Genomic DNA, 20,950 nt, shown 5'->3' on the forward strand with positions numbered 1-20,950 from the left:
AATAGGGAAATTAGCTTAATTTTTTAAAAACTCATGCAATATAAATCTTGCTACTCGTATAGAGTAGTGAGGTTTGTGATGATATTCGGTTGCATGGGCTATAAGATTAAAATTTTTTAAAAGGGTAAATTATGGCAAATTCAGTTAAAGTCATCATTGGTGCAATGGATGAAGAGGTGAGCGCATTGGTTGCTCGCATGGCATTGGTTGTTAAAGGTATCGTGGATGGCGTAGAGATTCATCAAGGGCAGCTGGGCGGACAGAATATTGTAGTAGCAAAATCTGGCATTGGCAAAGCAAATGCAGCGTACACTGCGGCGATTTTGTTGAAAGAATTTAAGCCAACCGAAGTGATTAATATTGGTAGCGCTGGCGGTACAAAAGTTGGGCAAACTGTTGGTGATGTTGTGGTTGCTAATAAGTTACAGTATCACGACTTTGATATTGGACCAAATACAATCACTGATTCACGCTTTATTTTTGAAAATGGTCATTCCGATTTATCTGATATTGAAGCTGTATTGAAATCTTTAAATACTCCATATCATTTAGGTCTAATTGTATCAGGGGATCAATTTGTGACTAAAGATTCTGATGCATTTAAGCGCATTCAAGATAAATTTGTGGATGCGATTGCGGTAGATATGGAAGCAACAGCGATTGCCTGTGCATGTGAACGCAATCAAACACCTTGGATTGTATTACGTTCATTGAGTGATGTAACGCATAACGAAGGCAATGATATGGATTTTGAAACATATTTAGCGAAAGCAAGCGCAAACTCTGCATTGATAGCAGAAGAGTATTTAAAGTTGGGCTAAAGATAAATAGATATAAGGTTGGCATAGCCAACCTTTTGATATAAATTGAAATTATTTATTTTTGGTTTTTGCTCTAGGCTTTGGAATTTCTTTCCAATCCAATGGAGAGAAACGTGCAAATAAAACCATCCCGGTGAACCAAATGGTTGTGCATAATAAAATCGTAGCGGATAAAGCTGGGTTTTCCACCCAAACATCTACACCAATTACTAAATACCAGCAGGATAAAAAGCTTCCCCATGCATGTGTATAACGTTTAGCTTGTAGTAAGCCTCGTAAAGGGAATAGCAGCGGAACAACTAATGTAATGAGTAATACGCCTTCAGGCATATTGATATAAAATTTTTTAAGAATAATACCAAGAATTAATGTGATCATTAATAATCCGTAACCCACCAAGGTGAGTATACGAGAAAGTGGTAAGATTGGCTGATGCATATATGTTCCATAATGAGTACAATAGAATCAATTTTACCATGTTTTCATCATAATCGGGATTGCTATGCCAGAATTACCAGAAGTTGAAATTACTAAGCAGGGCATTATGCCACATGTGATTGGTCAATCTATTGATCGGGTTGATATTCATCATCGTTCTTTGCGTTATCCTGTGAGTGATGCTTTGACATTGATGGAAGGTGGTGTGATTACTGATGTCACGCGTAGAGCGAAATATCTCATGATTCATTCGGATGGATTTTATTTGGTGATTCATTTGGGTATGTCAGGTAGCTTACGTATCAGTCAACCCGATGAGCCACGTAAAAAACACGATCATATTATCTTTGGTTTATCCAATGGATTGGAATTACGTTATCATGATCCTCGCCGTTTTGGTTTTGTGCAAATTTACCATGGCGATGAAGTGCCTGCGTATATTACAAAACTAGCACCAGAACCATTGAGCTCAGATTTTAATGATGCTTATTTTAAAAAAATCATCCAAAATAAAAAGCAGCCTATTAAAGCTTTTATTATGGATCAAAAGTTTGTAGTGGGTGTTGGTAATATCTATGCTAATGAAGCATTGTTTATGAGTAGGATTCATCCAGAAAAACCAGCGCAAGATCTTAAGCCTAAAGAGCAAAAATTATTGGTTGAAGCTATTAAAACTGTTTTAAGTAGAGCAATAGGTGAAGGTGGTACGACATTAAAAGATTTTGTGCAACCAGATGGTACTCATGGATATTTTGCGCATTCTTTATCCGTTTATGGTCGAGATAAAACACCATGTATTCATTGTGGTGTGGAGATTCAAAAAATTGTAATAGCTCAGAGATCTACATACTTTTGCCCCGTATGCCAAAGTTCAAAGTCAATAAAAATAACTAAATAAAAGCATTTCAGTATTTTATTTTTAAATTGATTAATAATCTCAGTTTGTTATCCTAATTACCCTTTGTAAAGTTTGTCAATCTTAATGTTAGAAAAAGTTAATAATTTTATTAATGAGATCTAAATTAAATATAGTATTGTATGTGGTTGTACAATACATTGAATTTACATTGTTATATGAGGCATTTCGATTGGCGCCCCGATCATATTGAAAGGAGAACCAATGTCAGAGGCAACACAAACAGATCTTCAGCCAATGGAGCTGAATGATATTACAATTATTTCGGATGACCAATTTAAAAAGGCTATCACTGCTGCGTCTTTAGGTAATGCAATTGAGTGGTTTGATTTTGGTGTTTATGGATTTTTAGCCTATGTTTTAGGTAAGGTTTTTTTTCCAGAAGCATCACCAAGTGTGCAACTGGTTGCATCATTAGCAACTTTTTCTGTTCCATTTTTAGTTCGTCCTTTGGGTGGAATATTTTTTGGCATATTGGGTGATAAATTTGGACGCCAAAAGGTCTTGGCAGTCACAATTATTATTATGTCGGTGAGTACTTTTTCTATAGGTTTAATCCCATCTTATGCCACTATTGGTATATGGGCACCTATATTATTGTTGATTGCAAAATTAGCTCAGGGTTTTTCTGTAGGGGGAGAATATACTGGTGCCGCAATTTTTGTTGCAGAGTATGCACCTGATAGAAAAAGAGGATTTTTAGGCAGCTGGCTTGATTTTGGATCAATTGCAGGGTTTGTTTTAGGTGCTGGTGTTGTTGTGTCAATCACAATGCTATTAGGACAAGAACGATTTGAAGAATGGGGTTGGAGAATACCATTTTTTATTGCAGGACCATTAGGTATTCTAGGTATGTATTTAAGAAGTGCTTTAGATGAAACACCAACTTTTCAGAAGCATTCTGAGAGCGTGGAAAATGGATCGGTTAAAAAGCAAAGCTTAATGGAGGTGATTCAAGAGAATGGTCGTGGCATCTTAATTTGTATTGGTTTGGTGATCACTACAAATGTCACTTACTATATGTTATTAACCTATATGCCTAGTTATTTATCTCATAATCTGAAATATAGTGCTGATCATGGTGTGTTGATTATTATTGCCATCATGTTAGGTATTTTATTGATTCAACCTGTTATAGGTTTATTGAGTGATCGTTTTGGTCGTAAGATCTTTGTAAGAGCCGGTAGCTTGGGGTTATTTATTTTCTCAATTCCTGCATTTTATCTGATTAATACAGGCAGTGTCGTATTTATATTTTTTGGATTGATGTTCTTAGCGACAATGTTGAGCTTTTTTACGGGGGTAATGGCATCAATTTTACCTGCGTTGTTCCCAACTCATGTGCGCTATAGTGCAATGGCGATAGCATTTAATATTTCTGTATTAGTTGCAGGTTTTACACCGACAGCCGCAGCTTGGTTAGTAGAGGCAACAAGTAATTTATATATGCCTGCTTATTATTTAATGATTATCGCAGTTATTGGTTTTTTAACAGTTAATCATATGAAGGAAACGGCTAATAGACCTTTGCGAGGCGAAACACCTGTTGCATCAGACAGAGCAGAAGCTAAAGAGATTTTACAAGCGCATTATGATCGAATAGAGGCTAGGATAGAAAGTATTGATGAGGAGATTGAGCGTCTTCAAAAACGACGAGGGCAATTGATCCAACAACATCCTGAAATTAATGATTAATATAAAAAACTGTGTCTTAGGACACAGTTTTTTTATTGATTATGTTATTTTAAATTGATTTAGTTGTAACTGTTTTACATTGAATATTTCTTTTAGGTGCTTTTAAAAGGTTTCTAAATGTTGCTGTATCACCTTTCGTCCAAAGTTCATAAATGCCACCTTGATATTTAGCACCACTTGCTGAAATAATATTGGCCAATAATATTGGATTTTCGTCATTAATAGACATTAGTGCAATGCTGTTATCTTCATGATTTAAGAAAGTCGCTGTAATTTGGTCCGTCCCGCATTGATAAGATTCTGTTGCGGTTGTAGTGTAACCTTCTAGTCCTGTTGTTTGAGTTGCGCAAGCGCTTAATCCAAAAATAACTGCAGAAATACTCATAGTTTTGATGATACGATTCATAAAATCTCTCCTAAATTTTTGTATTGTAATTCTATAAAGTATGTATCAGTGTATACCGTATATATCAATAGAAAAACTCGCTATGGGGTTAGCGAGTTTTTAATTATAGTATATTATGATGGATCAATTATTCAGAACGAGCTCTACGTGAAAAACTTTTTTGTGGTCTTTCGCTACGTGGGCGATCAGATCTTGGTTTATCTGAACGAGCAGGGCGTTCTGAGCGTTCCGCTCTTGGTTTATCCGAGCGAGCAGTTCTATCTGCTCTTTCTGATCTCTCAGAGCGTTCAAATCTTGGTTTGTCTGATTTACGTTCAGCTGTGAAGCGTTGTTTTTCTGAGCTGCGGGAGTCACGAGTATCACTTTTGGGTTTGTCAAAGAAGTCAGCAGATGATTTACGTTCACTTCTTGGCTTTTCTGATCTTGCATCACGATCACCACGGCCACCACCACTACGCTCAAAACGACGACCACCACCTGATGATCTACCGCCACCATTGCCATTACGGCCGCGACCACGTCCACCTTTTTTGTTTCTGTTTTCTCTGAAATCATTAGGATCTAAAGTTGGCTCTAAACCTTCAACTGTTAATACTTCAATTTTTGCAGAAGTATAATCAGAAATATCACGTAAACGGCGATGATCACGAACATTCACTAAACTGATAGCGTCACCTGTACGACCAGCACGACCTGTACGGCCGATGCGGTGAACATAATCTTCAGCTTTCATTGGTAAGCCGATATTAATAACGTGAGTGATTGAAGCAATATCGATACCGCGTGCTGCAACGTCAGTTGCAACTAAAATCTTAGTACGGCCTTTACGCAATGATTCTAAGCGACGATTACGTACTTTCTGTGGAATCCCGCCATGTAAGTATGTCACAGAATAATCATCATCTTCTAACATATCTGCAATTTCTTCACTTTCAATTTGAGTTGATGTGAAGACAACAGCTTGATCTACATTAGGTTGATTTAACCAATGGATCAATAGCTCTCTTTGATGGTTTTTATCATCCGCAAAGTTAACTTGCTGAGTGATATTTGTATTTAATACATTTTGAGAAGATAATTCGATGCGTTCTGGGTTTTCCATCATTTCTTCGGCTAAACGCATAATGTTTTTTGGAAATGTCGCAGAGAACATTAAGTTTTGCTGGCAGTTTTTGCAAGCTTTATGAATCATTTCTAAATCTTCAGCAAAACCAAGATCTAACATGCGATCCGCTTCATCTGCCACAAAAAATTGTACTTCTGATAAATCTACAACTTTTTGTTTATATAAGTCTAATAGACGACCTGGTGTTGCAACTAGTACAGTTACATTTTCCAACTCACGAATTTGTTGGCCATAAGGCATACCACCAACAACTGTAGAGATGCGGATACCTCTTGCGTTGCCTTTTAAGCGAATTGCTTCTTTGGCAACTTGTTGTGCTAATTCACGTGTAGGGCACAATACTAAAGCTTTTGGTTTAATATTGTCTTTACCACGACGCTCACCTTTACGAGAAGATGTTTTCTCAAAAGGAATATCTAAAAGTATATTTAATACAGGCAATAAAAATGCTGCTGTTTTGCCGCTACCTGTTTGACTGCTTACCATTAAGTCATCGCCATTTAATGCAATGGGTAAAACTTTTTCTTGTACAGGTGTAGGGGATTGATAACCCATTTCACTTAAAGCATTTAATAAAATTGGGTTTAGATCTAAGTCTGAAAAAAGCATAAATAATATATCTACCTCAAATCCAATTGAGGCACCTTAAAAAGTAATAAAGGAATGTGTTCATGGAATACTACGTGGCGGCGTTCAGCGCGCGAGAGTGAGGCAAATATAGAATAATATGCAGTAGACCCTAGAATTCGATGAAGCTTGTGGATTATACAGAATTTTTCAAAATATGATAGTCAGGGATGAAATTAATTGAAAATATCGATGGTGTTACCCAATTGATTGATTTATGGTTTGCTATCATGATTATTTAAAAAATAAATGATAGTGATAAAAAACTATCAATTATTAATTGACTACATTTTTTAAATATGTACTAAGATCTTATGGTGAATGGATAGGTAAAAACAATATAAGTATTTAATAATTTTATAAATTTCGTCAGGATTAATTATGATTTTAAAAAATAATTTTGGTATTACGAATGAAGATTTGGATGTTTTGTTGGATATAAATTGCTTCAGTATTGAAAATATTAGATATTAATCAATTTGTCATCGATAGTAGTTATAATGATCGTTTATTAGAAGTGACAGGAATTTCTAAAAAATTATTACAGCGTTTAATGAGTTAATATAGTAGCTCAATGTTAATGGCCAGTTCATAATAATGGACTGGCTTTTTTTAATGGTTGTTTTAAATGAATGTGGCATTATATATCATATAAATTAATTGTTTTTATGGGGTATATAGATAATATGAAAAAAATATCCATGTATCAATCAATGATTCATAGAAATTGAGATAATATTAATGAGCCATCAATTTTATAAAGCTTGGTTGAGTAGCTTTAGATTACAAACTCTACCATTAGCTGTTGCTACTATTTTAATTGCTAATGCACTAGCTTATTGGCATGGGAAGTTTAGCTTTCAAATTTTTGGATTAACATTATTGACGGCTATTCTTTTGCAAATAACCTCTAACTTAGCCAATGATTATGGTGATTTTTCTAAACAGACAGATACCTTAGACCGTATTGGTCCATTGCGAGGTATTCATCAAGGAATAATTACATTAGGGCAGTTAAGAGTTGTACTATGCCTGACTATTTGTATTTCGGTATTATCTGGTTTGTGGTTGTTAGTGATATCTACACAGAGTATTGAACAGTTGTATTTTTTTATTGCTTTAGGTGCATTATCTATTATTGCAGCAGTAACTTATACAGTTGGTAAAAAACCTTATGGATATATAGGCTTAGGTGATTTATCTGTCTTAATATTTTTTGGGTTTGTGGGTATTATGGGGAGTTATTACTTACAAACTAATGAGTTCGGTGTATGGTTGATTTTACCTGCGATTTTTAGCGGTTTTTTATCTATGGGTGTTCTAAATATTAATAATATGCGTGATTATGATCAAGATGATAAGGCAGGCAAGAGAACACTAGTTGTGATCATGGGGTTATCATGGGCAAAATCATATCAAATCAGCTTGCTTTTAACCTCATTAGGTGTTTTGATGATTTTTGTGGTGAGTTATTTGCCTTTAACATCTTTATGGATTTTTATTATATTAGTTCCATTATATTTGCGCCAAGTTTATGAGTTAAGCATTGATAATAGACAGATTGGCGATTTATTGATTCCCATGGTGAGGCTTAATTTATCTACGGCATTATTATTGAGTTTAGCGATTATTTTTAGTGTGCCGTAGTGGATCAGTTATCTAGTTTTAAATGCTATACTCAAGACCGTCATCATTGATTAAGGAGTTAGTTAAAATGGTAAGAAAAGCGTTTACAGCCCCAAATGTTTCATCTTCTGGTCCATATTCTCATGCGATTGATGCAGGTGACTTTTATTATTTTTCAGGGCAAACTGCAAAAAATGCAGTGCAAGTGACAGAAGATAATCGCGAGATTGCAGCACAAACTGAAAAATGTTTTGAGAATATTCAGTATGTAATGAATGAAGTAGGCGTTACGATGGACGATGTAGTTAAAGTTAACGTTTATTTAACAGGCATGAAATATTTTGCTGAAATGAATGCTGTATATGAAACAAAATTTGCTAAACCATTTCCTGCGCGTACTTGTGTTGCTGTGTATGAATTACCATTGGGTGCGGATGTTGAAATTGAAGTAATTGTTAAAAAACCTTAGTTTTTAACATCTAATTTTTATATTTATGAATACTGAAAAGCGCTCCTTGGAGCGCTTTTTGTTTATAAGCCAATACCAACCAAATGTAGTAGATAAAGCATGCATGGAATCGTCACCAAGGAGGCCATCACAGAAATTAATGTCATTGCAATACTGAAATTGACATCAGCGTTATAGCGTTGGAATAATACTGATGCTAACGTAAATGTAGGCATTGTAGCTTGAACTAAAATAACTTTAGTCACTAATGAGTCTATGGGTAATGAGATGACAATTAAAAAGGCAATTAATGGAAAAATAATTATTTTAAAAAATATTCCCAAAGTTACTTTTTTTAAATCGATTTTATTAATGACTTTCCATAAATCAGGAATCAATAAGCCGATATAGATCATACCTAATGGGCTTGCGATGGCTGCCAATGATTTTGTGAGTTGCTTTAAGATTTCATGCGCTTCAAATTGCATGGCACCTAAAGTTAAAGCGACTACAATTGCCATTAAGGGAATGTTGATCATGGCTGCAAGGTTGCGTAATCGGAAACCTCGTTCACGTTGTAATAGGAATACGCAAACAGTCCAAATTACAAAATCTAAACCTGCATCAAAGATAGCTGCTAATAAAGCGCCTTGTGCACCCAATAAAACATAACAAAGGGGAATACCAATAAATGCAGTATTGCCCAATGTTGCCGTGATGGCGAGTTCACTAGCTTTTTTATCTTCTGTTTTGAATTTTTTGAGGGCAATATAACGCACAATAACAATGCCTAAAGTATTTAAAAAGACAGATAAGGCAAACATTGTGAGGATTTGTTTCATCATTGCAGAATCGAGATGTGAATTAAACACGCTCGATAAAACAATAGAAGGTAATCCGATATTAACGATTAATGCGACAACTAAGCGCTGAGATTCGATGGTTAAGCCATAAGCACGGCGCAATAATACGCCGACGATCATCATGGCGCCCATGACGGAAACAGAAGTTAAAGTAGTAAAGAAAATCATTGGACAGCCCAGAAACTATTCTAATTATATTGCGTACTATAGCATTAGTTATGCTGATAAGTTGCTGCCCGACTAACTATATTTTTCTACGATTTTTAATGCGGAATTAGTTTTTCTTTTTAAGGAATTTTAAAGCAGGTATGGCGATTAAAACACCACCAAAACCAATCAAAAACATACTGATCGCATTCATGATGATTTCTTTTTGGTTATTAGCAGAGATTGCTAATGCTGCTTCTTGTGCATTGGTTGCTTGCTGGGCGATTGCTGTATTGTCAGCACCGCCATTCATCATACTCAACACAACGCCAATCACTAATAAAACTCCACCAACGATTAATAAAATTTGTTCCTTTTTCATAGTCTACCTTATTTAAATATTTAGAGTTGATGATCGATGAAGAATTGTAGATCAAAGCTTATATTTTTAATAGGCGTTTTTATAACGTATTATTAAATCTTGAATGGTATTGTTGATTATAGTTCGAGGTTTTATGAAGAATAAAATAGAGGATTTTTTTTGGTATATAAATACATTTGTTATTTTGACATTATTGGTTGTATCTATATTAAGTGTGTTGTTAGGTATTTTTATAGCTAGTACTGTTGATGCAAAATATATGACAGCATTAATTGGGGGATTTGCAGGTGTTTTAGCTTTTGTTGGTGTGGTATATAGTAAAGCAAAAGAGTTTAAGATTAAAGAATTTGAGATTAATCAAAAGATATCAGAAAACGTAGAAAAAGCAGATCTTCGAGAGAAGGAGCTGCTTTGTAATAATATTAAAGAGATGTATATGAATATGTTTATTTTTCAAAAGCAGTTAGAGGAATATTTATTTCATCTATCTAAATATCAAATCAATCATATAGATTATATGTATATGAAAGATAATATTGAGAAATACACTAAAGGTATAGTTGAAAATAAGTTTAAGGAATTGGATGATATTTACTCTGGCATTAAAATGTTACATAAAGAAATAGATAAGACTTCTGCTTCTATGAGTTATTTGCATAATATAGAAGAGATTTTAGATTCTGAAATGTATGTAGCAACTATGGAACTCTATGAGAAATATATGATGAAAGTGGCGAAAGCCATGTGTCCATATACAATGATTCATCAAAAGGAATCAATCCCCTCAGAGGCTATTTATGAAAAAGCATTAGTATTACAGAAAAAATTACACGAGGATTGTTATGCTGAGTATTATAAAATTGTTGATAATATAAATAGTTGTTTGCAATCTTTAAAGCAATAATAAATATAAAAAAGCCCTGAAAATCAGGGCTTTTGTTATTCAGTGATTACAAAATAATGAATTATTTTTTGTAAACAGGGAACTTACGGCACAATGCAGTTACGTTGTCAGCAACGCGTGCAGCCAATGCTTCATCATCCAAGTTTTCCATGATGTCACACATCCAGTTAGCCAACAATTCAGATTCGCCTTCTTTAAAACCACGAGTTGTGATTGCAGGTGTACCAACGCGGATACCTGAAGTTACGAATGGAGATTGTGGATCATTAGGTACAGTATTTTTGTTCACTGTAATGTTTGCTTTGCCTAATGCAGCATCCGCAGCTTTACCAGTAATGCCATGTTTAACTAAGCTTACCAAGAACAAGTGATCTTCTGTACCGTTAGAAACGATGTCAAAACCACGTGATTGGAATACTTTAACCATTGCTTTAGCATTCTTTAAGACTTGTGTTTGGTATTCAACAAACTCAGGTTGCATTGCTTCTAAAAGTGCCACAGCTTTAGCTGCGATCACGTGCATCAAAGGACCGCCTTGAATGCCAGGGAAGATTGCTGAGTTCAATTTTTTCTCTAAATCAGGATTTGATTTAGCTAAAATGATACCGCCACGTGGGCCACGCAATGTTTTGTGTGTTGTTGTTGTTACAACATCAGCATATTCCATTGGGTTAGGATATAAACCAGCAGCAACTAAACCTGCAACGTGAGCCATATCTACGAATAAATATGCGCCTACTTTGTCAGCAATTTCGCGGAAACGTTTGAAATCCAACAATTGAGAGTAAGCAGAGAAACCTGCAACGATCATTTTTGGCTTGTGTTCAATTGCTAATTTTTCAACTTCATCATAATCAATTAAGCCATCTTCATTCACACCGTATTGAACAGCTTTATATGTACGGCCAGAGAAGTTTACTTTAGCACCATGAGTCAAGTGACCACCGTGATCCAAGCTCATACCTAAAACTGTATCACCTGGTTCAACCAATGCTAAATAAACAGCACCATTCGCTTGTGAGCCTGAGTGAGGTTGTACGTTTGCATAATCAGCACCAAATAATTTTTTAGCACGTTCGATGGCTAAGCTTTCTGCGATATCAACAAATTCACAGCCACCGTAGTAGCGTTTATTTGGATAGCCTTCAGCATATTTGTTAGTTAAGACAGAACCTTGTAATTCCATTACTAATGGAGAACAATAGTTTTCAGAAGCGATCAATTCAACGTGATCTTCTTGACGTTCCGCCTCTTTTTTTACGGCTTCAAAGAGTTCAGGATCAAATGAGTGTAACGCGAGATTTTCAAACATGATGATTTTCCTATAGAATAACCCAAGCAAAGGCGATAGATATTGTAGAGTGTAAAGAGTTTTCATTCAACAACTCTACTGATATTTAAAGTAATTAGATTATTTTACCCAATAAGAGGAAGGCGTGATTATGACGATGAATAATAAAGATCATATGCGTTTTAATATGATAGAGCAGCAAATTCGTCCATGGAATGTATTGAATCAAAAAGTATTGAACGCATTTGATGTTATCAATCGTGATGATTTTGTATCAGAAGAACACAAAACATTGGCTTTTTCAGAGCTAAGATTACCATTAAGTGGTAAAGACTTGATGCTAACGCCAGCGATGGAAGGCAGAATTTTGCAGGAAATTGAGATTGAGCCAACGGATAATGTTTTAGTTGTGGGTTCGGGCAGTGGATTTTTAGCGGCATTGGCTGCTCATTTGGGTGAAAAAGTGACAGCGATCGATATCAATCCTGCTTACACTGTAATGGCACAAAAGAATATCGATCAATTAAATATCAGCAACGTGACATTTGTAACGGCAGATGTGAAAGATTTTGCGGTAGAAAAAAATAGTTATGATGCAATCATCATGACCGGCTCAGTTTTAGAAGTGCCACAAAAATTGCTAGATGCTTTAACTGTTGGTGGTCGTCTATTTTCCTTTATTGGTCAACAGGATCAAACGGTCACAAGTGGTACATTGTTTAAAAATGAATTGAATGAAATTCGTGAGTTATCACGTTTTGAAATTGAATTAGAGCGTTTGCATGGCTTTGAAGACAAACCACAATTTGTATTTTAAATGAACGATTACACAAATCCCATTCTGTTTTGTAGCAGAATGGGATTTCTATTTTTAAAAATAATGAACTATGACGCAATTTATGCAACAGAATTTTGAAGTTCGCCCGATGGCGGAGTTTGCTGAAGAAGCTTATCTAAACTATTCCATGTATGTGATTATGGATCGCGCATTGCCACATGTTGGTGATGGTTTAAAACCTGTGCAGCGTCGCATTATTTATGCGATGAGTGAATTGGGTTTATCATCCATATCTAAGCATAAAAAATCCGCTAGAACCGTGGGTGATGTGATAGGTAAATACCATCCGCATGGCGATAGCGCATGTTATGAAGCTTTGGTTTTGATGGCTCAGCCTTTCTCTTATCGTTATCCATTAGTGGATGGGCAAGGGAACTTTGGTTCGTTAGATAATCCAAAATCGTTCGCGGCGATGCGTTATACAGAATCTAAGTTATCGAAATACGCTGATGTTTTATTGAAAGAAACCAATGAAGCAACTGTGGATTGGCAACCTAATTTTGATGGATCATTAGAAGAACCGATTCGTTTACCTGCAAGATTACCGAACATTCTCTTAAATGGTGGTACAGGGATTGCTGTTGGTATGGCGACGGATATTCCACCGCACAACTTGACAGAAATTGCGAATGCAACATGTGCATTGATCGATCAGCCTAATTTAACATTAGAAGCATTGATGCAATATGTACCTGCACCAGATTTCCCAACAGGCGGTGAAATCGTTAATACGAAAGAAGAGTTGGTGAAGCTTTATACACAAGGCACAGGTTCGATTCGTTTACGTGCGAAATATTTCATTGAAAATGGCAATATTGTGATCACCGAATTGCCGTATCAAATCTCAGGCGAAAAAATTCAGATTGATATCGCAAATCAGATTCAATCAAAGAAATTGCCAATGATTGATGATATTCGTGATGAATCAGATTATGAAAACCCTGTGCGCATCGTGTTGATTCCTAAATCTAATCGTGTAGAGCATGATCGTGTGATGGATCACTTATTCGCAACGACAGATTTAGAAAAATCTGTGCGTGTGAATTTGAATATGATCGGTTTGGATAATCGCCCACAAGTTAAAAACTTGCATCAAATTCTTACAGAATGGATTCAGTTCAGAACAGAAACTGTGACACGCCGTTTAACCCATCAATTGAGTAAAGTAGAAGCGCGCTTACATATTTTAGAAGCGTTGATGGTAGCTTATTTGAATTTGGATGAAGTGATTCGCATCATCCGTTTTGAAGATGAGCCAAAAGAACTGTTAATGAGCACATTCAAGCTCACAGAAATTCAAGCCAATGCGATTTTAGAAACTAAATTGCGCCATTTAGCAAAATTGGAAGAGATGAAACTTCAAGCGGAAGAAGATGAGTTACAGAAAAAACGTGATGAATTGCTTCAGCTATTAAATGAACCTGCTAAATTAAAAGCTTTGATCAAAAAAGAGATCAAAGAAGATCAAAAAACACATGGCGATGTGAGAAGAACTAAAGTTGTTGAACGTGCGCAAGCAGAAGCAATCGATGAAATTGAATTGGTATCCAATGAGCCCATTACAGTTGTATTGTCCAAAATGGGTTGGGTGCGTGCGGCTAAAGGTCATGAAATTGATCCAACACAGTTGAATTATCGAACAGGTGATGAATATTTAAGTTCAGTTTTAGGACGCAATAATCAGCAAACGGTATTTTTTGACAATGATGGTCGAGCTTATAGCTTAGCTGCGCATACATTGCCATCCGCAAGAACAATGGGGGAGGCGTTAAGTAGCCGATTCACATTATCAGCATCTACAGTTGTTAATTATATTTTGTGTGATCAAGATGACAGCCAGTACTTATTAGCTGCCAATAATGGTTATGGATTTATCATCACTTATCGAGAATTATTGAGTCGTCAAAAGGCGGGTAAAGCTATTGTCAATTTGGGTGATGCAAAAATGTTTGAACCACAGAAAGTTGATTTAGAGCATAAGCCGTATTTGGTAGCTTATACAGAAAAAGGCCGTTTATTAGTGACAGAATTATCTGCGTTACCTGAATTGGCGAAAGGTAAAGGTAATCAGATCATTGGTATTCCTGGTGCGGCATTTAAAAAAGAAGAAGATGCGTTAGTCGGTTTATATATGATCGGTGCCGAAGACATTATTCATCTCTATTTTGGTCGTTCTAAAATCACATTAAAACCTAATGATTGGCAGCAATTTATAGATGAACGCGGTAAACGTGGGAAGGAAGTAAAAAAAGGCACGAAAATCACGAAATTAGAGATTGCAGTGAACAATTAAATTGCTATAATACAGCGCTTACGTTTTTGGCTGGTCGCGGTTGAAAACATTTTTATAACTAGAAATTTTATTTGGAGTAACAAATGAGTGAATTCGTATTTAAGGGTACTCTTCGTACAGATTTAGGGAAAGGAGCGAGCCGCCGCCTACGTCGTGAAGGTGTTATCCCTGCAGTAGTTTATGGTGCTGACAAAGATGCAGTAAGCATCACTTTGAACCACAACGCAGTATTGGCTCAATTCCGTCATGAAGAAGTTTATTCAAGCATCGTAACTGTTGAAATTGATGGTAAAGCTGAAAGCGCAATTTTGCGTGATGTTCAACGTCATCCTTTCAAACCTTTGATCACTCACTTGGACTTCTTACGTGTTAAAGCTGGTGAAAAATTGAAATCTGCTGTACCAGTGGTATTGTTGAATGCTGAAACTGCTGTAGGCGTAAAAGCTGGTGGTATCTTGACACACGCTTTAACAGCAATCGAAGTTGAATGTTTACCAAAAGATTTACCAAATGCAATCGAAGTTGATATCGCTGCATTAGAAATTGGCGCACATATTACAGTTGCTGATATCAAAGCACCTAAAGGTGTTGAAATCTTGACTCATGCTGAAGATCAAGTTGCAGGTATTGTTGCACCACGTGTTGCAGAAGAAGTAGAAGGCGAAGCTGAAGCAGCTGAGGCTACTGAAGAAGCGTAATTGTCTATGACGGCGCTAAAATTAATTGTCGGGCTAGGTAATCCTGGTCCCGAATATATCGAAACCCGCCACAATGCGGGTTTTTGGTTTATAGATGAGATCGCAAATTCACCATTGGCTTATCAAAGTAAATTTAAAGGCCAAGTGGGAGAATTGATTCAAGATGGTCGTAAAGTTTATCTGTTAAAGCCTGAAACATACATGAATAAAAGTGGTGAGTCTGTTTTAGCCTTGGCACACTTTTATAAAATTTTACCTGAAGAAATTTTAGTGATTCATGATGAATTAGATATGCCGCCCGGTGCTATTAAGTTAAAGCAAGGTGGTGGACATGGTGGGCATAATGGTTTAAAAAGCATTGCATCTTGTTTAGGCTCCAATAATTTTAATCGTTTAAGAATTGGTATTGGCCATCCAGGGGATGCCAAGTTAGTTGCCAATTATGTGCTCAAGAAAGCATCGGGTGCAGATCAAAAATTAATGGATGATGCTATTTGGGATGCAAGACGATATCTTTCTTCAATGATTGCGGGTGATTTTGAACCAGTCATGAATGAATTACATCGCAAGAAGTAACTTTAAAGGAATAATTTATGGCAATTCAATGTGGTATTGTAGGTCTTCCAAATGTTGGTAAATCAACACTTTTCAATGCATTGACGAATGCAGGCATTGATGCTGCAAACTATCCATTCTGTACGATTGAGCCCAATGTTGGTCGTGTGAATGTACCTGATCAGCGTATTCAACCCTTAGTTGATATTGTGAAGCCAGAAAGAGTACAACAAACATTTGTGGACTTTGTGGACATTGCGGGTTTAGTTAAAGGTGCATCACAAGGTGAAGGTTTGGGGAATCAGTTTTTAGCGAATATTCGTGAAACAGATGCAATTGCACATGTTGTCCGTTGTTTTGAAAATGATGACATCATTCATGTATCAGGTAAAATTGATCCAATTGATGATATTGAAGTGATCAATACTGAATTGGCATTGGCTGACTTAGCATCGGCTGAAAAATTTCTACATCGTGTAGAAAAAGTTGCTAAAAGTGGCAACAAAGAAGCGCAAGCACAAGTGGCTGTATTGAAAAAAATCATTCCTGTATTGGATGAAGGTAAAAGTGTTCGTTCAGTAAAATTGGATGATGAAGAGAAATTATTGGTGCGTGATCTTCAGTTTTTAACAATTAAACCTGTGATGTATATTGCAAACGTGAATGAAGATGGCTTTGATAATAACCCATTGTTAGCACGTGTTGAAGAATATGCAGCGGCAGAAGGTTCATTTGTTGTCCCCATTTGTGCGGCGATTGAATCAGAAATTGCTGAGTTAGATGATGAAGATAAAGCTGATTTCTTATCTGAAATGGGCTTTGAAGAGCCAGGCTTGAATCGTGTGATTCGTGCAGGTTATTCTTTATTAAATCTAGAAACATACTTCACAGCAGGTGTTAAAGAAGTACGTGCTTGGACCATCAAAAAAGGTTCAACAGCACCACAAGCAGCAGGCGTTATTCACACTGACTTTGAAAAAGGTTTCATTCGTGCAGAAGTGATTGCATATGATGATTATGTTGCATTGAAAGGTGAAGCTGGTGCAAAAGAAAAAGGCAAAATGCGTTTGGAAGGTAAAGAATACATTGTTCAAGATGGCGATGTGATGCACTTTAGATTTAACGTATAACTTTTTTTGAAAATAGACTTTGATTTCTCCCAAAGGGAGATCAGATGAATATTTTTTAGTGTTGAACAAAAATCCTGCTGAGTTATATTCAGCAGGATTTTTTGTATAGTTGGGATTATTTCTGATGTCGTTTCTTTAATACTTCTAAAACTTCTGCCCAAGATAAATTTTGATTGTGCAATAATACAGTTGTGTGATAGAGAAGATCGGCAGTTTCATTTAAAATCTCTTCTTTATCTTCAGCCATTGCAGCTAATGCAACTTCAACACCTTCTTCACCTACTTTCTGAGCAATGCGTTTTTTACCAACTGCGTATAAAGATGCTGTGTATGAGGTTTCAGGATCACCAGATTTACGATCTTCTAACATCTCTTCTAAATGGCTGAAGAAAACCCATGGTAGATCTGATGAAATACGGCTAAAACAGCTTTTTGTACCTAAATGGCAGGTATTGCCTTCAGGTATTACTGTGATCAGTAATGTATCTAAGTCACAATCTAAAGCATAATCTATCGCTTTTAAATAATTACCAGATGTTTCACCTTTGGTCCATAAACGTTGCTTTGTGCGTGAATAGAACGTAACAACATTATCATTCAATGTTTTTTGCAATGCTTCAGGTGTCATTACGCCATACATTAAAACTTCTGATGTAATATAGTTTTGGATAATGACAGGTAATTGCCCAGAAACTTTATCCCAATCAACATGATCTATTAATTTAGAGAGTTCTCCGCTAGGCATTGAGCACCTCAATTTGATTATTTTGTAAGAAGGTTTTTAACTCGCCAATATGTACTAATTGTTTATGGAAAGCGGAAGCACCTAATGTGCCTTGAGCATGACCAATAGTGTATGCTTCTAAGAAATGTTCCGCTTTACCTGCACCACCAGAAGCGATGATTGGTAAATTTGTAATGCTGGACATTCTTTGTAATTGTGCCAGGTCATAGCCTTGACGTACACCATCTTGGTTCATCATGTTAAGCACAATTTCGCTTGCACCGCGTTTTTCCACTTCAATAATCCAATCTTCTGTGCGCCATTGTGTGGCTTTAGTTTTATCAGGATCACCCGTTAAAGCATAGACAAAGTAATCATTTTTCGCTTCATCAAAATATGAATCAATGCCTACAACAATTTTTTCTTTACCGAACTTTGAGGCTAACTGATTAATTAAATCAGGATTAGCTAAAGCAGGGGAGTTGATTGAAATTTTCTGTGCGCCATTGGCAAATACAACTTCAGCATCCTCAATGGATTTAATACCACCAGCAACACAAAGCGGTACATCAATCACATCAGCAACGCTACGAATCCATGATTTATCCACCAAAGCATCTCTTGTGGATGCTGCGATGTCATAAATCACAATTTCATCTGCACCTTCTTCATTGTACCGTTTGGCCAATTCAACGATGTCGCCCATAATTTCATGATCTTTAAATTGTATTCCTTTGACCACAACGCCATCTTTTACATCTAAGCACGCAACTATTTTTGCAAGCATGCGATTGCCTCCTTCGTGGTGAATTTATTTTCTAATAAAGCTCTCCCAACAATCACACCATAAACATTTGCTTGATTTAATTCTTCTAAATCTTCTAAGCCACCGATGCCACCAGAAGCTTGGAAATTGATTTTTGGGTATTTTTGGACGAGCTCTTGATACAATTGGACATTGGAGCCTTGTAGCATACCATCCCTAGAAATATCTGTGCACAGAACATGTTCTAAGCCTACTTCTTGGAAGTTTTCGATGACGCTTTCTAATGTTTGATCTGTTGTTTCTAGCCACCCACTGATGGCAATTAATTTTTGATCTTTTTCAATGCGTGTATCAAGTGCCAATACGAAACTATCAGCCCCAAACTCATCAAACCAAGATTTTACTTCTTCAGGATTTTGAACGGCGGTAGAGCCAACAACAACACGTTCAACACCAATGTCTAATAATTTTTGGACATCTTCAATGGTACGTACGCCGCCACCTACTTGAATAGGAGCTTTGACGCCTTCTACGATATGTTTAATGGTGAATAATTGGCGCTGTGCGGGATCTTTCGCGCCATCTAAATCCACGAGATGAAGATATTTAGCACCTTGTGCAACATATTCTTCAAATTGTTCAATGGGAGATGCTGTGAATTTTGTTTGTTTATCGTAATCACCTTGTTGCAATCTTACAATTTGACCATTCATTAAATCTAACGCAGGAATTATTATCATAGTAGCCCTTTAGAACTCGGTAACTCAGTACCTTCAACTTTAACCGCTTGGCGAAGTGTTCTGCCAAACACCTTGAATAGAGATTCAATTTTGTGATGGGTATTTTTACCTTTCACTTTTAAATGTAACGTACAACGTAAGGAATAAACTAAAGACTTAAAGAAATGTTCTACCATTTCTGTACTAAAAGTTCCAATCAAATCACGTTTAAATTTTGCATCAAACTCTAAATGAGGTCGCCCAGAGAGATCTAAAGTACAAGAAGCTTTGCATTCATCCATAGGTAAAACAAAGCCAAAACGTGCAATACCACGTTTATCACCAAGGGCTGTACGGAGTGCCTCACCTAAGGCGATAGCCGTATCTTCCACTGTATGATGATCATCAATTTCAATATCACCTTTGACATCTACAATCATTCTAAATCCGCCATGAGTGGCGATTTGATCCAACATATGGTCAAAAAATGGCAGCCCAGTATTGATTGTATTCCCGCCTGTTTCATCCAAAAAGACTGAAACTTTAATATCTGTTTCTTTAGTGATGCGCTCAATATAACCTGTACGAGGTTCATATTTTATGGCTTGTTTTACTGGCACTAATTTTTCTACGATTAATGGCCAGTTGAGCTTTTCACGGTCATATTGAAGTGATGGAATACCCATGTTTTTTGCTAAAGTGACATCTGTTTCACGATCACCAATCACATAACTATTGGCAGGATTAAAACGCTGTGCATCGATATATTCTTGTACTAAACCTAATTTAGGTTTACGACAATTGCAGTTGTCACTTTCAAAATGTGGGCAAATCAATACATCATCAAAAGTAATGCCTTGTAATTTAAAATGCTCCATCATTTTATTATGTGGGGCATCAAAATCAGGTTGTGGGTAAGATTCTGTACCTAAGCCATCTTGATTGCTCACCATCACAAAACGATAGCCTGCTGATTGCAAAGCTAATAATGCAGGAATCACTTTAGGCTCAAAAATTAATTTTTCTAATGAATCAATTTGAAAATCTGTTTTTGGCTCATCAATGAGCGTGCCATCTCTATCGATGAATAGAATATTTTGCATGATATGACCTTGATAATCTAAATAAAATAATTAATTGTATTGGCTGAGCACTTGAATAACACGGCGCATCTCTTGTTCAGTACCAATACTGATGCGTAAGCAATTGCTCAATTGTCCTGATTGTTTTTTCACATAAATGTGCTCAGATTTGAGATGTTCATAAATTTTTTCAGCATCTATCATTTCAACTAAGATGAAATTTGCATCACTTGGATAAATCTTTTTCACCAATGATAAAGATGAAAGGGCAGCAATGAAGGCGGCTTTATTTTGGTTAATCTGTTTTACAGCTGTTCGCATGTATTCAATGCCTTCTTGGCTCAATGTTTGCTCAGCAATTTCCACAACAGGCATTGGCATTGGATAAGGCGCAATCACTTTTTGTAATGATTGAATCAAATCTGCATTGGCAATTGTGAATCCACAGCGAATCC

At 36.2% G+C, this 20,950-nt stretch carries 21 protein-coding genes and 1 pseudogene; 11 read left to right on the forward strand and 11 right to left on the reverse strand.

Annotated elements, in window-relative coordinates; translation table 11 throughout:
- The first annotated feature begins 131 nt into the window (after nucleotides 1-131).
- Nucleotides 132-821 (forward strand): 5'-methylthioadenosine/adenosylhomocysteine nucleosidase, encoded by a 690-nt coding sequence (locus tag BZK14_RS10230; protein WP_077926397.1) that lies wholly within the window; start codon nucleotides 132-134, stop codon nucleotides 819-821.
- A gap of 51 nt (nucleotides 822-872) precedes the next feature.
- Here the strand turns inward: BZK14_RS10230 and BZK14_RS10235 are convergent, their stop codons facing one another.
- Nucleotides 873-1,259, reverse strand: a complete 387-nt coding sequence (locus tag BZK14_RS10235) for a DUF2069 domain-containing protein (RefSeq protein WP_077926398.1) — start codon at nucleotides 1,257-1,259, stop codon at nucleotides 873-875.
- Nucleotides 1,260-1,323: 64 nt separating this feature from the next.
- Between BZK14_RS10235 and mutM the strand changes: the two genes are divergently transcribed.
- Both mutM and proP read left to right on the forward strand, forming a co-directional pair.
- Nucleotides 1,324-2,157 carry a bifunctional DNA-formamidopyrimidine glycosylase/DNA-(apurinic or apyrimidinic site) lyase gene (mutM, locus tag BZK14_RS10240; RefSeq protein ID WP_077926399.1) on the forward strand — a complete coding sequence of 278 codons (834 nt, stop codon included), beginning with the start codon at nucleotides 1,324-1,326 and terminating at the stop codon, nucleotides 2,155-2,157.
- Nucleotides 2,158-2,412: 255 nt separating this feature from the next.
- Entirely contained in the window at nucleotides 2,413-3,870 is a 1,458-nt protein-coding gene (gene proP / locus BZK14_RS10245; protein WP_171973700.1) for a glycine betaine/L-proline transporter ProP, read from the forward strand.
- A gap of 49 nt (nucleotides 3,871-3,919) precedes the next feature.
- Here proP and BZK14_RS10250 read toward each other — a convergent pair whose 3' ends face one another.
- Together BZK14_RS10250 and BZK14_RS10255 are read right to left on the reverse strand one after the other, a co-directional pair.
- On the reverse strand, nucleotides 3,920-4,276 hold the full coding sequence (locus tag BZK14_RS10250; RefSeq protein ID WP_077926401.1) for an MliC family protein: 357 nt from the start codon (nucleotides 4,274-4,276) through the stop codon (nucleotides 3,920-3,922).
- A 127-nt stretch (nucleotides 4,277-4,403) separates the two neighbouring features.
- Complete coding sequence (locus BZK14_RS10255; protein WP_077926402.1) at nucleotides 4,404-6,011, reverse strand: DEAD/DEAH box helicase; 1,608 nt, start codon at nucleotides 6,009-6,011, stop codon at nucleotides 4,404-4,406.
- Nucleotides 6,012-6,770: 759 nt separating this feature from the next.
- Here BZK14_RS10255 and menA point away from each other — a divergent pair.
- Both menA and BZK14_RS10265 read left to right on the forward strand, forming a co-directional pair.
- Complete coding sequence (menA, locus tag BZK14_RS10260) at nucleotides 6,771-7,676, forward strand: 1,4-dihydroxy-2-naphthoate octaprenyltransferase (RefSeq protein WP_077926403.1); 906 nt, start codon at nucleotides 6,771-6,773, stop codon at nucleotides 7,674-7,676.
- Nucleotides 7,677-7,743: 67 nt separating this feature from the next.
- Complete coding sequence (locus BZK14_RS10265) at nucleotides 7,744-8,124, forward strand: RidA family protein (protein ID WP_077926404.1); 381 nt, start codon at nucleotides 7,744-7,746, stop codon at nucleotides 8,122-8,124.
- A 62-nt stretch (nucleotides 8,125-8,186) separates the two neighbouring features.
- On the opposite strand, the gene BZK14_RS10270 is transcribed toward BZK14_RS10265, so the two are convergent.
- Nucleotides 8,187-9,134 carry an AEC family transporter gene (locus BZK14_RS10270; RefSeq protein WP_077926405.1) on the reverse strand — a complete coding sequence of 316 codons (948 nt, stop codon included), beginning with the start codon at nucleotides 9,132-9,134 and terminating at the stop codon, nucleotides 8,187-8,189.
- A gap of 106 nt (nucleotides 9,135-9,240) precedes the next feature.
- Nucleotides 9,241-9,495 carry a hypothetical protein gene (locus BZK14_RS10275; RefSeq protein WP_077926406.1) on the reverse strand — a complete coding sequence of 85 codons (255 nt, stop codon included), beginning with the start codon at nucleotides 9,493-9,495 and terminating at the stop codon, nucleotides 9,241-9,243.
- A 133-nt stretch (nucleotides 9,496-9,628) separates the two neighbouring features.
- On the opposite strand from BZK14_RS10275, the gene BZK14_RS10280 reads away from it, so the two are divergent.
- A complete protein-coding gene (locus BZK14_RS10280) occupies nucleotides 9,629-10,399 on the forward strand; it encodes a hypothetical protein (RefSeq protein WP_143691445.1) in 771 nt (256 codons plus the stop codon).
- Between the two features lie 61 nt (nucleotides 10,400-10,460).
- On the opposite strand, the gene glyA is transcribed toward BZK14_RS10280, so the two are convergent.
- Nucleotides 10,461-11,711, reverse strand: coding sequence for a serine hydroxymethyltransferase (gene glyA, locus BZK14_RS10285; RefSeq protein WP_077926408.1), 1,251 nt, complete (start codon nucleotides 11,709-11,711; stop codon nucleotides 10,461-10,463).
- A 130-nt stretch (nucleotides 11,712-11,841) separates the two neighbouring features.
- On the opposite strand from glyA, the gene BZK14_RS10290 reads away from it, so the two are divergent.
- The 5 genes from BZK14_RS10290 (at nucleotide 11,842) to ychF (ending at nucleotide 17,204) form a co-directional block, all read left to right on the forward strand.
- Complete coding sequence (locus BZK14_RS10290; RefSeq protein WP_245831304.1) at nucleotides 11,842-12,507, forward strand: protein-L-isoaspartate O-methyltransferase family protein; 666 nt, start codon at nucleotides 11,842-11,844, stop codon at nucleotides 12,505-12,507.
- Nucleotides 12,508-12,577: 70 nt separating this feature from the next.
- Nucleotides 12,578-14,821, forward strand: a complete 2,244-nt coding sequence (gene parC, locus BZK14_RS10295) for a DNA topoisomerase IV subunit A (RefSeq protein WP_077926409.1) — start codon at nucleotides 12,578-12,580, stop codon at nucleotides 14,819-14,821.
- An 83-nt stretch (nucleotides 14,822-14,904) separates the two neighbouring features.
- Entirely contained in the window at nucleotides 14,905-15,519 is a 615-nt protein-coding gene (locus BZK14_RS10300) for a 50S ribosomal protein L25/general stress protein Ctc (RefSeq protein ID WP_077926410.1), read from the forward strand.
- Nucleotides 15,520-15,525: 6 nt separating this feature from the next.
- Nucleotides 15,526-16,095 (forward strand): aminoacyl-tRNA hydrolase, encoded by a 570-nt coding sequence (pth, locus tag BZK14_RS10305; RefSeq protein ID WP_077926411.1) that lies wholly within the window; start codon nucleotides 15,526-15,528, stop codon nucleotides 16,093-16,095.
- Between the two features lie 17 nt (nucleotides 16,096-16,112).
- Entirely contained in the window at nucleotides 16,113-17,204 is a 1,092-nt protein-coding gene (gene ychF / locus BZK14_RS10310) for a redox-regulated ATPase YchF (RefSeq protein ID WP_077926412.1), read from the forward strand.
- A gap of 115 nt (nucleotides 17,205-17,319) precedes the next feature.
- On the opposite strand, the gene hisIE is transcribed toward ychF, so the two are convergent.
- The 5 genes and pseudogenes from hisIE to BZK14_RS10335 form a co-directional block, all read right to left on the reverse strand.
- Nucleotides 17,320-17,949: a bifunctional phosphoribosyl-AMP cyclohydrolase/phosphoribosyl-ATP diphosphatase HisIE gene (hisIE, locus tag BZK14_RS10315; protein WP_077926413.1), complete on the reverse strand. Its 630-nt coding sequence runs from the start codon at nucleotides 17,947-17,949 to the stop codon at nucleotides 17,320-17,322.
- Nucleotides 17,942-18,715: an imidazole glycerol phosphate synthase subunit HisF gene (hisF, locus tag BZK14_RS10320; protein ID WP_077926414.1), complete on the reverse strand. Its 774-nt coding sequence runs from the start codon at nucleotides 18,713-18,715 to the stop codon at nucleotides 17,942-17,944. Before hisF ends, hisIE begins: the two co-directional genes overlap by 8 nt.
- Nucleotides 18,700-19,431, reverse strand: coding sequence for a 1-(5-phosphoribosyl)-5-[(5-phosphoribosylamino)methylideneamino]imidazole-4-carboxamide isomerase (gene hisA / locus BZK14_RS10325; protein WP_171973701.1), 732 nt, complete (start codon nucleotides 19,429-19,431; stop codon nucleotides 18,700-18,702). The genes hisF and hisA overlap by 16 nt, the downstream gene beginning before the upstream one ends.
- On the reverse strand, nucleotides 19,431-20,516 hold the full coding sequence (gene hisB, locus BZK14_RS10330) for a bifunctional histidinol-phosphatase/imidazoleglycerol-phosphate dehydratase HisB (RefSeq protein WP_077926416.1): 1,086 nt from the start codon (nucleotides 20,514-20,516) through the stop codon (nucleotides 19,431-19,433). The genes hisA and hisB overlap by 1 nt, the downstream gene beginning before the upstream one ends.
- A gap of 105 nt (nucleotides 20,517-20,621) precedes the next feature.
- Nucleotides 20,622-20,950, reverse strand: a pseudogene (locus BZK14_RS10335) (aminotransferase class I/II-fold pyridoxal phosphate-dependent enzyme); the annotation flags it as partial.

The sequence above is a fragment of the Wohlfahrtiimonas larvae genome (assembly GCF_002006755.1).
GTDB classification, from domain to species: Bacteria; Pseudomonadota; Gammaproteobacteria; order Cardiobacteriales; family Wohlfahrtiimonadaceae; genus Wohlfahrtiimonas; species Wohlfahrtiimonas larvae.

Excerpts from the sequence above, each read along its gene's own strand:
- BZK14_RS10230 (WP_077926397.1), top strand. The coding sequence starts at position 132 with ATGGCAAATTCAGTTAAAGTCATCATTGGTGCAATGGATGAAGAGGTG.
- BZK14_RS10235 (WP_077926398.1), bottom strand. The coding sequence starts at position 1,259 with ATGCATCAGCCAATCTTACCACTTTCTCGTATACTCACCTTGGTGGGT.
- mutM (WP_077926399.1), top strand. The coding sequence starts at position 1,324 with ATGCCAGAATTACCAGAAGTTGAAATTACTAAGCAGGGCATTATGCCA.
- proP (WP_171973700.1), top strand. The coding sequence starts at position 2,413 with ATGGAGCTGAATGATATTACAATTATTTCGGATGACCAATTTAAAAAG.
- BZK14_RS10250 (WP_077926401.1), bottom strand. The coding sequence starts at position 4,276 with ATGAATCGTATCATCAAAACTATGAGTATTTCTGCAGTTATTTTTGGA.
- BZK14_RS10255 (WP_077926402.1), bottom strand. The coding sequence starts at position 6,011 with ATGCTTTTTTCAGACTTAGATCTAAACCCAATTTTATTAAATGCTTTA.
- menA (WP_077926403.1), top strand. The coding sequence starts at position 6,771 with ATGAGCCATCAATTTTATAAAGCTTGGTTGAGTAGCTTTAGATTACAA.
- BZK14_RS10265 (WP_077926404.1), top strand. The coding sequence starts at position 7,744 with ATGGTAAGAAAAGCGTTTACAGCCCCAAATGTTTCATCTTCTGGTCCA.
- BZK14_RS10270 (WP_077926405.1), bottom strand. The coding sequence starts at position 9,134 with ATGATTTTCTTTACTACTTTAACTTCTGTTTCCGTCATGGGCGCCATG.
- BZK14_RS10275 (WP_077926406.1), bottom strand. The coding sequence starts at position 9,495 with ATGAAAAAGGAACAAATTTTATTAATCGTTGGTGGAGTTTTATTAGTG.
- BZK14_RS10280 (WP_143691445.1), top strand. The coding sequence starts at position 9,629 with ATGAAGAATAAAATAGAGGATTTTTTTTGGTATATAAATACATTTGTT.
- glyA (WP_077926408.1), bottom strand. The coding sequence starts at position 11,711 with ATGTTTGAAAATCTCGCGTTACACTCATTTGATCCTGAACTCTTTGAA.
- BZK14_RS10290 (WP_245831304.1), top strand. The coding sequence starts at position 11,842 with ATGACGATGAATAATAAAGATCATATGCGTTTTAATATGATAGAGCAG.
- parC (WP_077926409.1), top strand. The coding sequence starts at position 12,578 with ATGACGCAATTTATGCAACAGAATTTTGAAGTTCGCCCGATGGCGGAG.
- BZK14_RS10300 (WP_077926410.1), top strand. The coding sequence starts at position 14,905 with ATGAGTGAATTCGTATTTAAGGGTACTCTTCGTACAGATTTAGGGAAA.
- pth (WP_077926411.1), top strand. The coding sequence starts at position 15,526 with ATGACGGCGCTAAAATTAATTGTCGGGCTAGGTAATCCTGGTCCCGAA.
- ychF (WP_077926412.1), top strand. The coding sequence starts at position 16,113 with ATGGCAATTCAATGTGGTATTGTAGGTCTTCCAAATGTTGGTAAATCA.
- hisIE (WP_077926413.1), bottom strand. The coding sequence starts at position 17,949 with ATGCCTAGCGGAGAACTCTCTAAATTAATAGATCATGTTGATTGGGAT.
- hisF (WP_077926414.1), bottom strand. The coding sequence starts at position 18,715 with ATGCTTGCAAAAATAGTTGCGTGCTTAGATGTAAAAGATGGCGTTGTG.
- hisB (WP_077926416.1), bottom strand. The coding sequence starts at position 20,516 with ATGCAAAATATTCTATTCATCGATAGAGATGGCACGCTCATTGATGAG.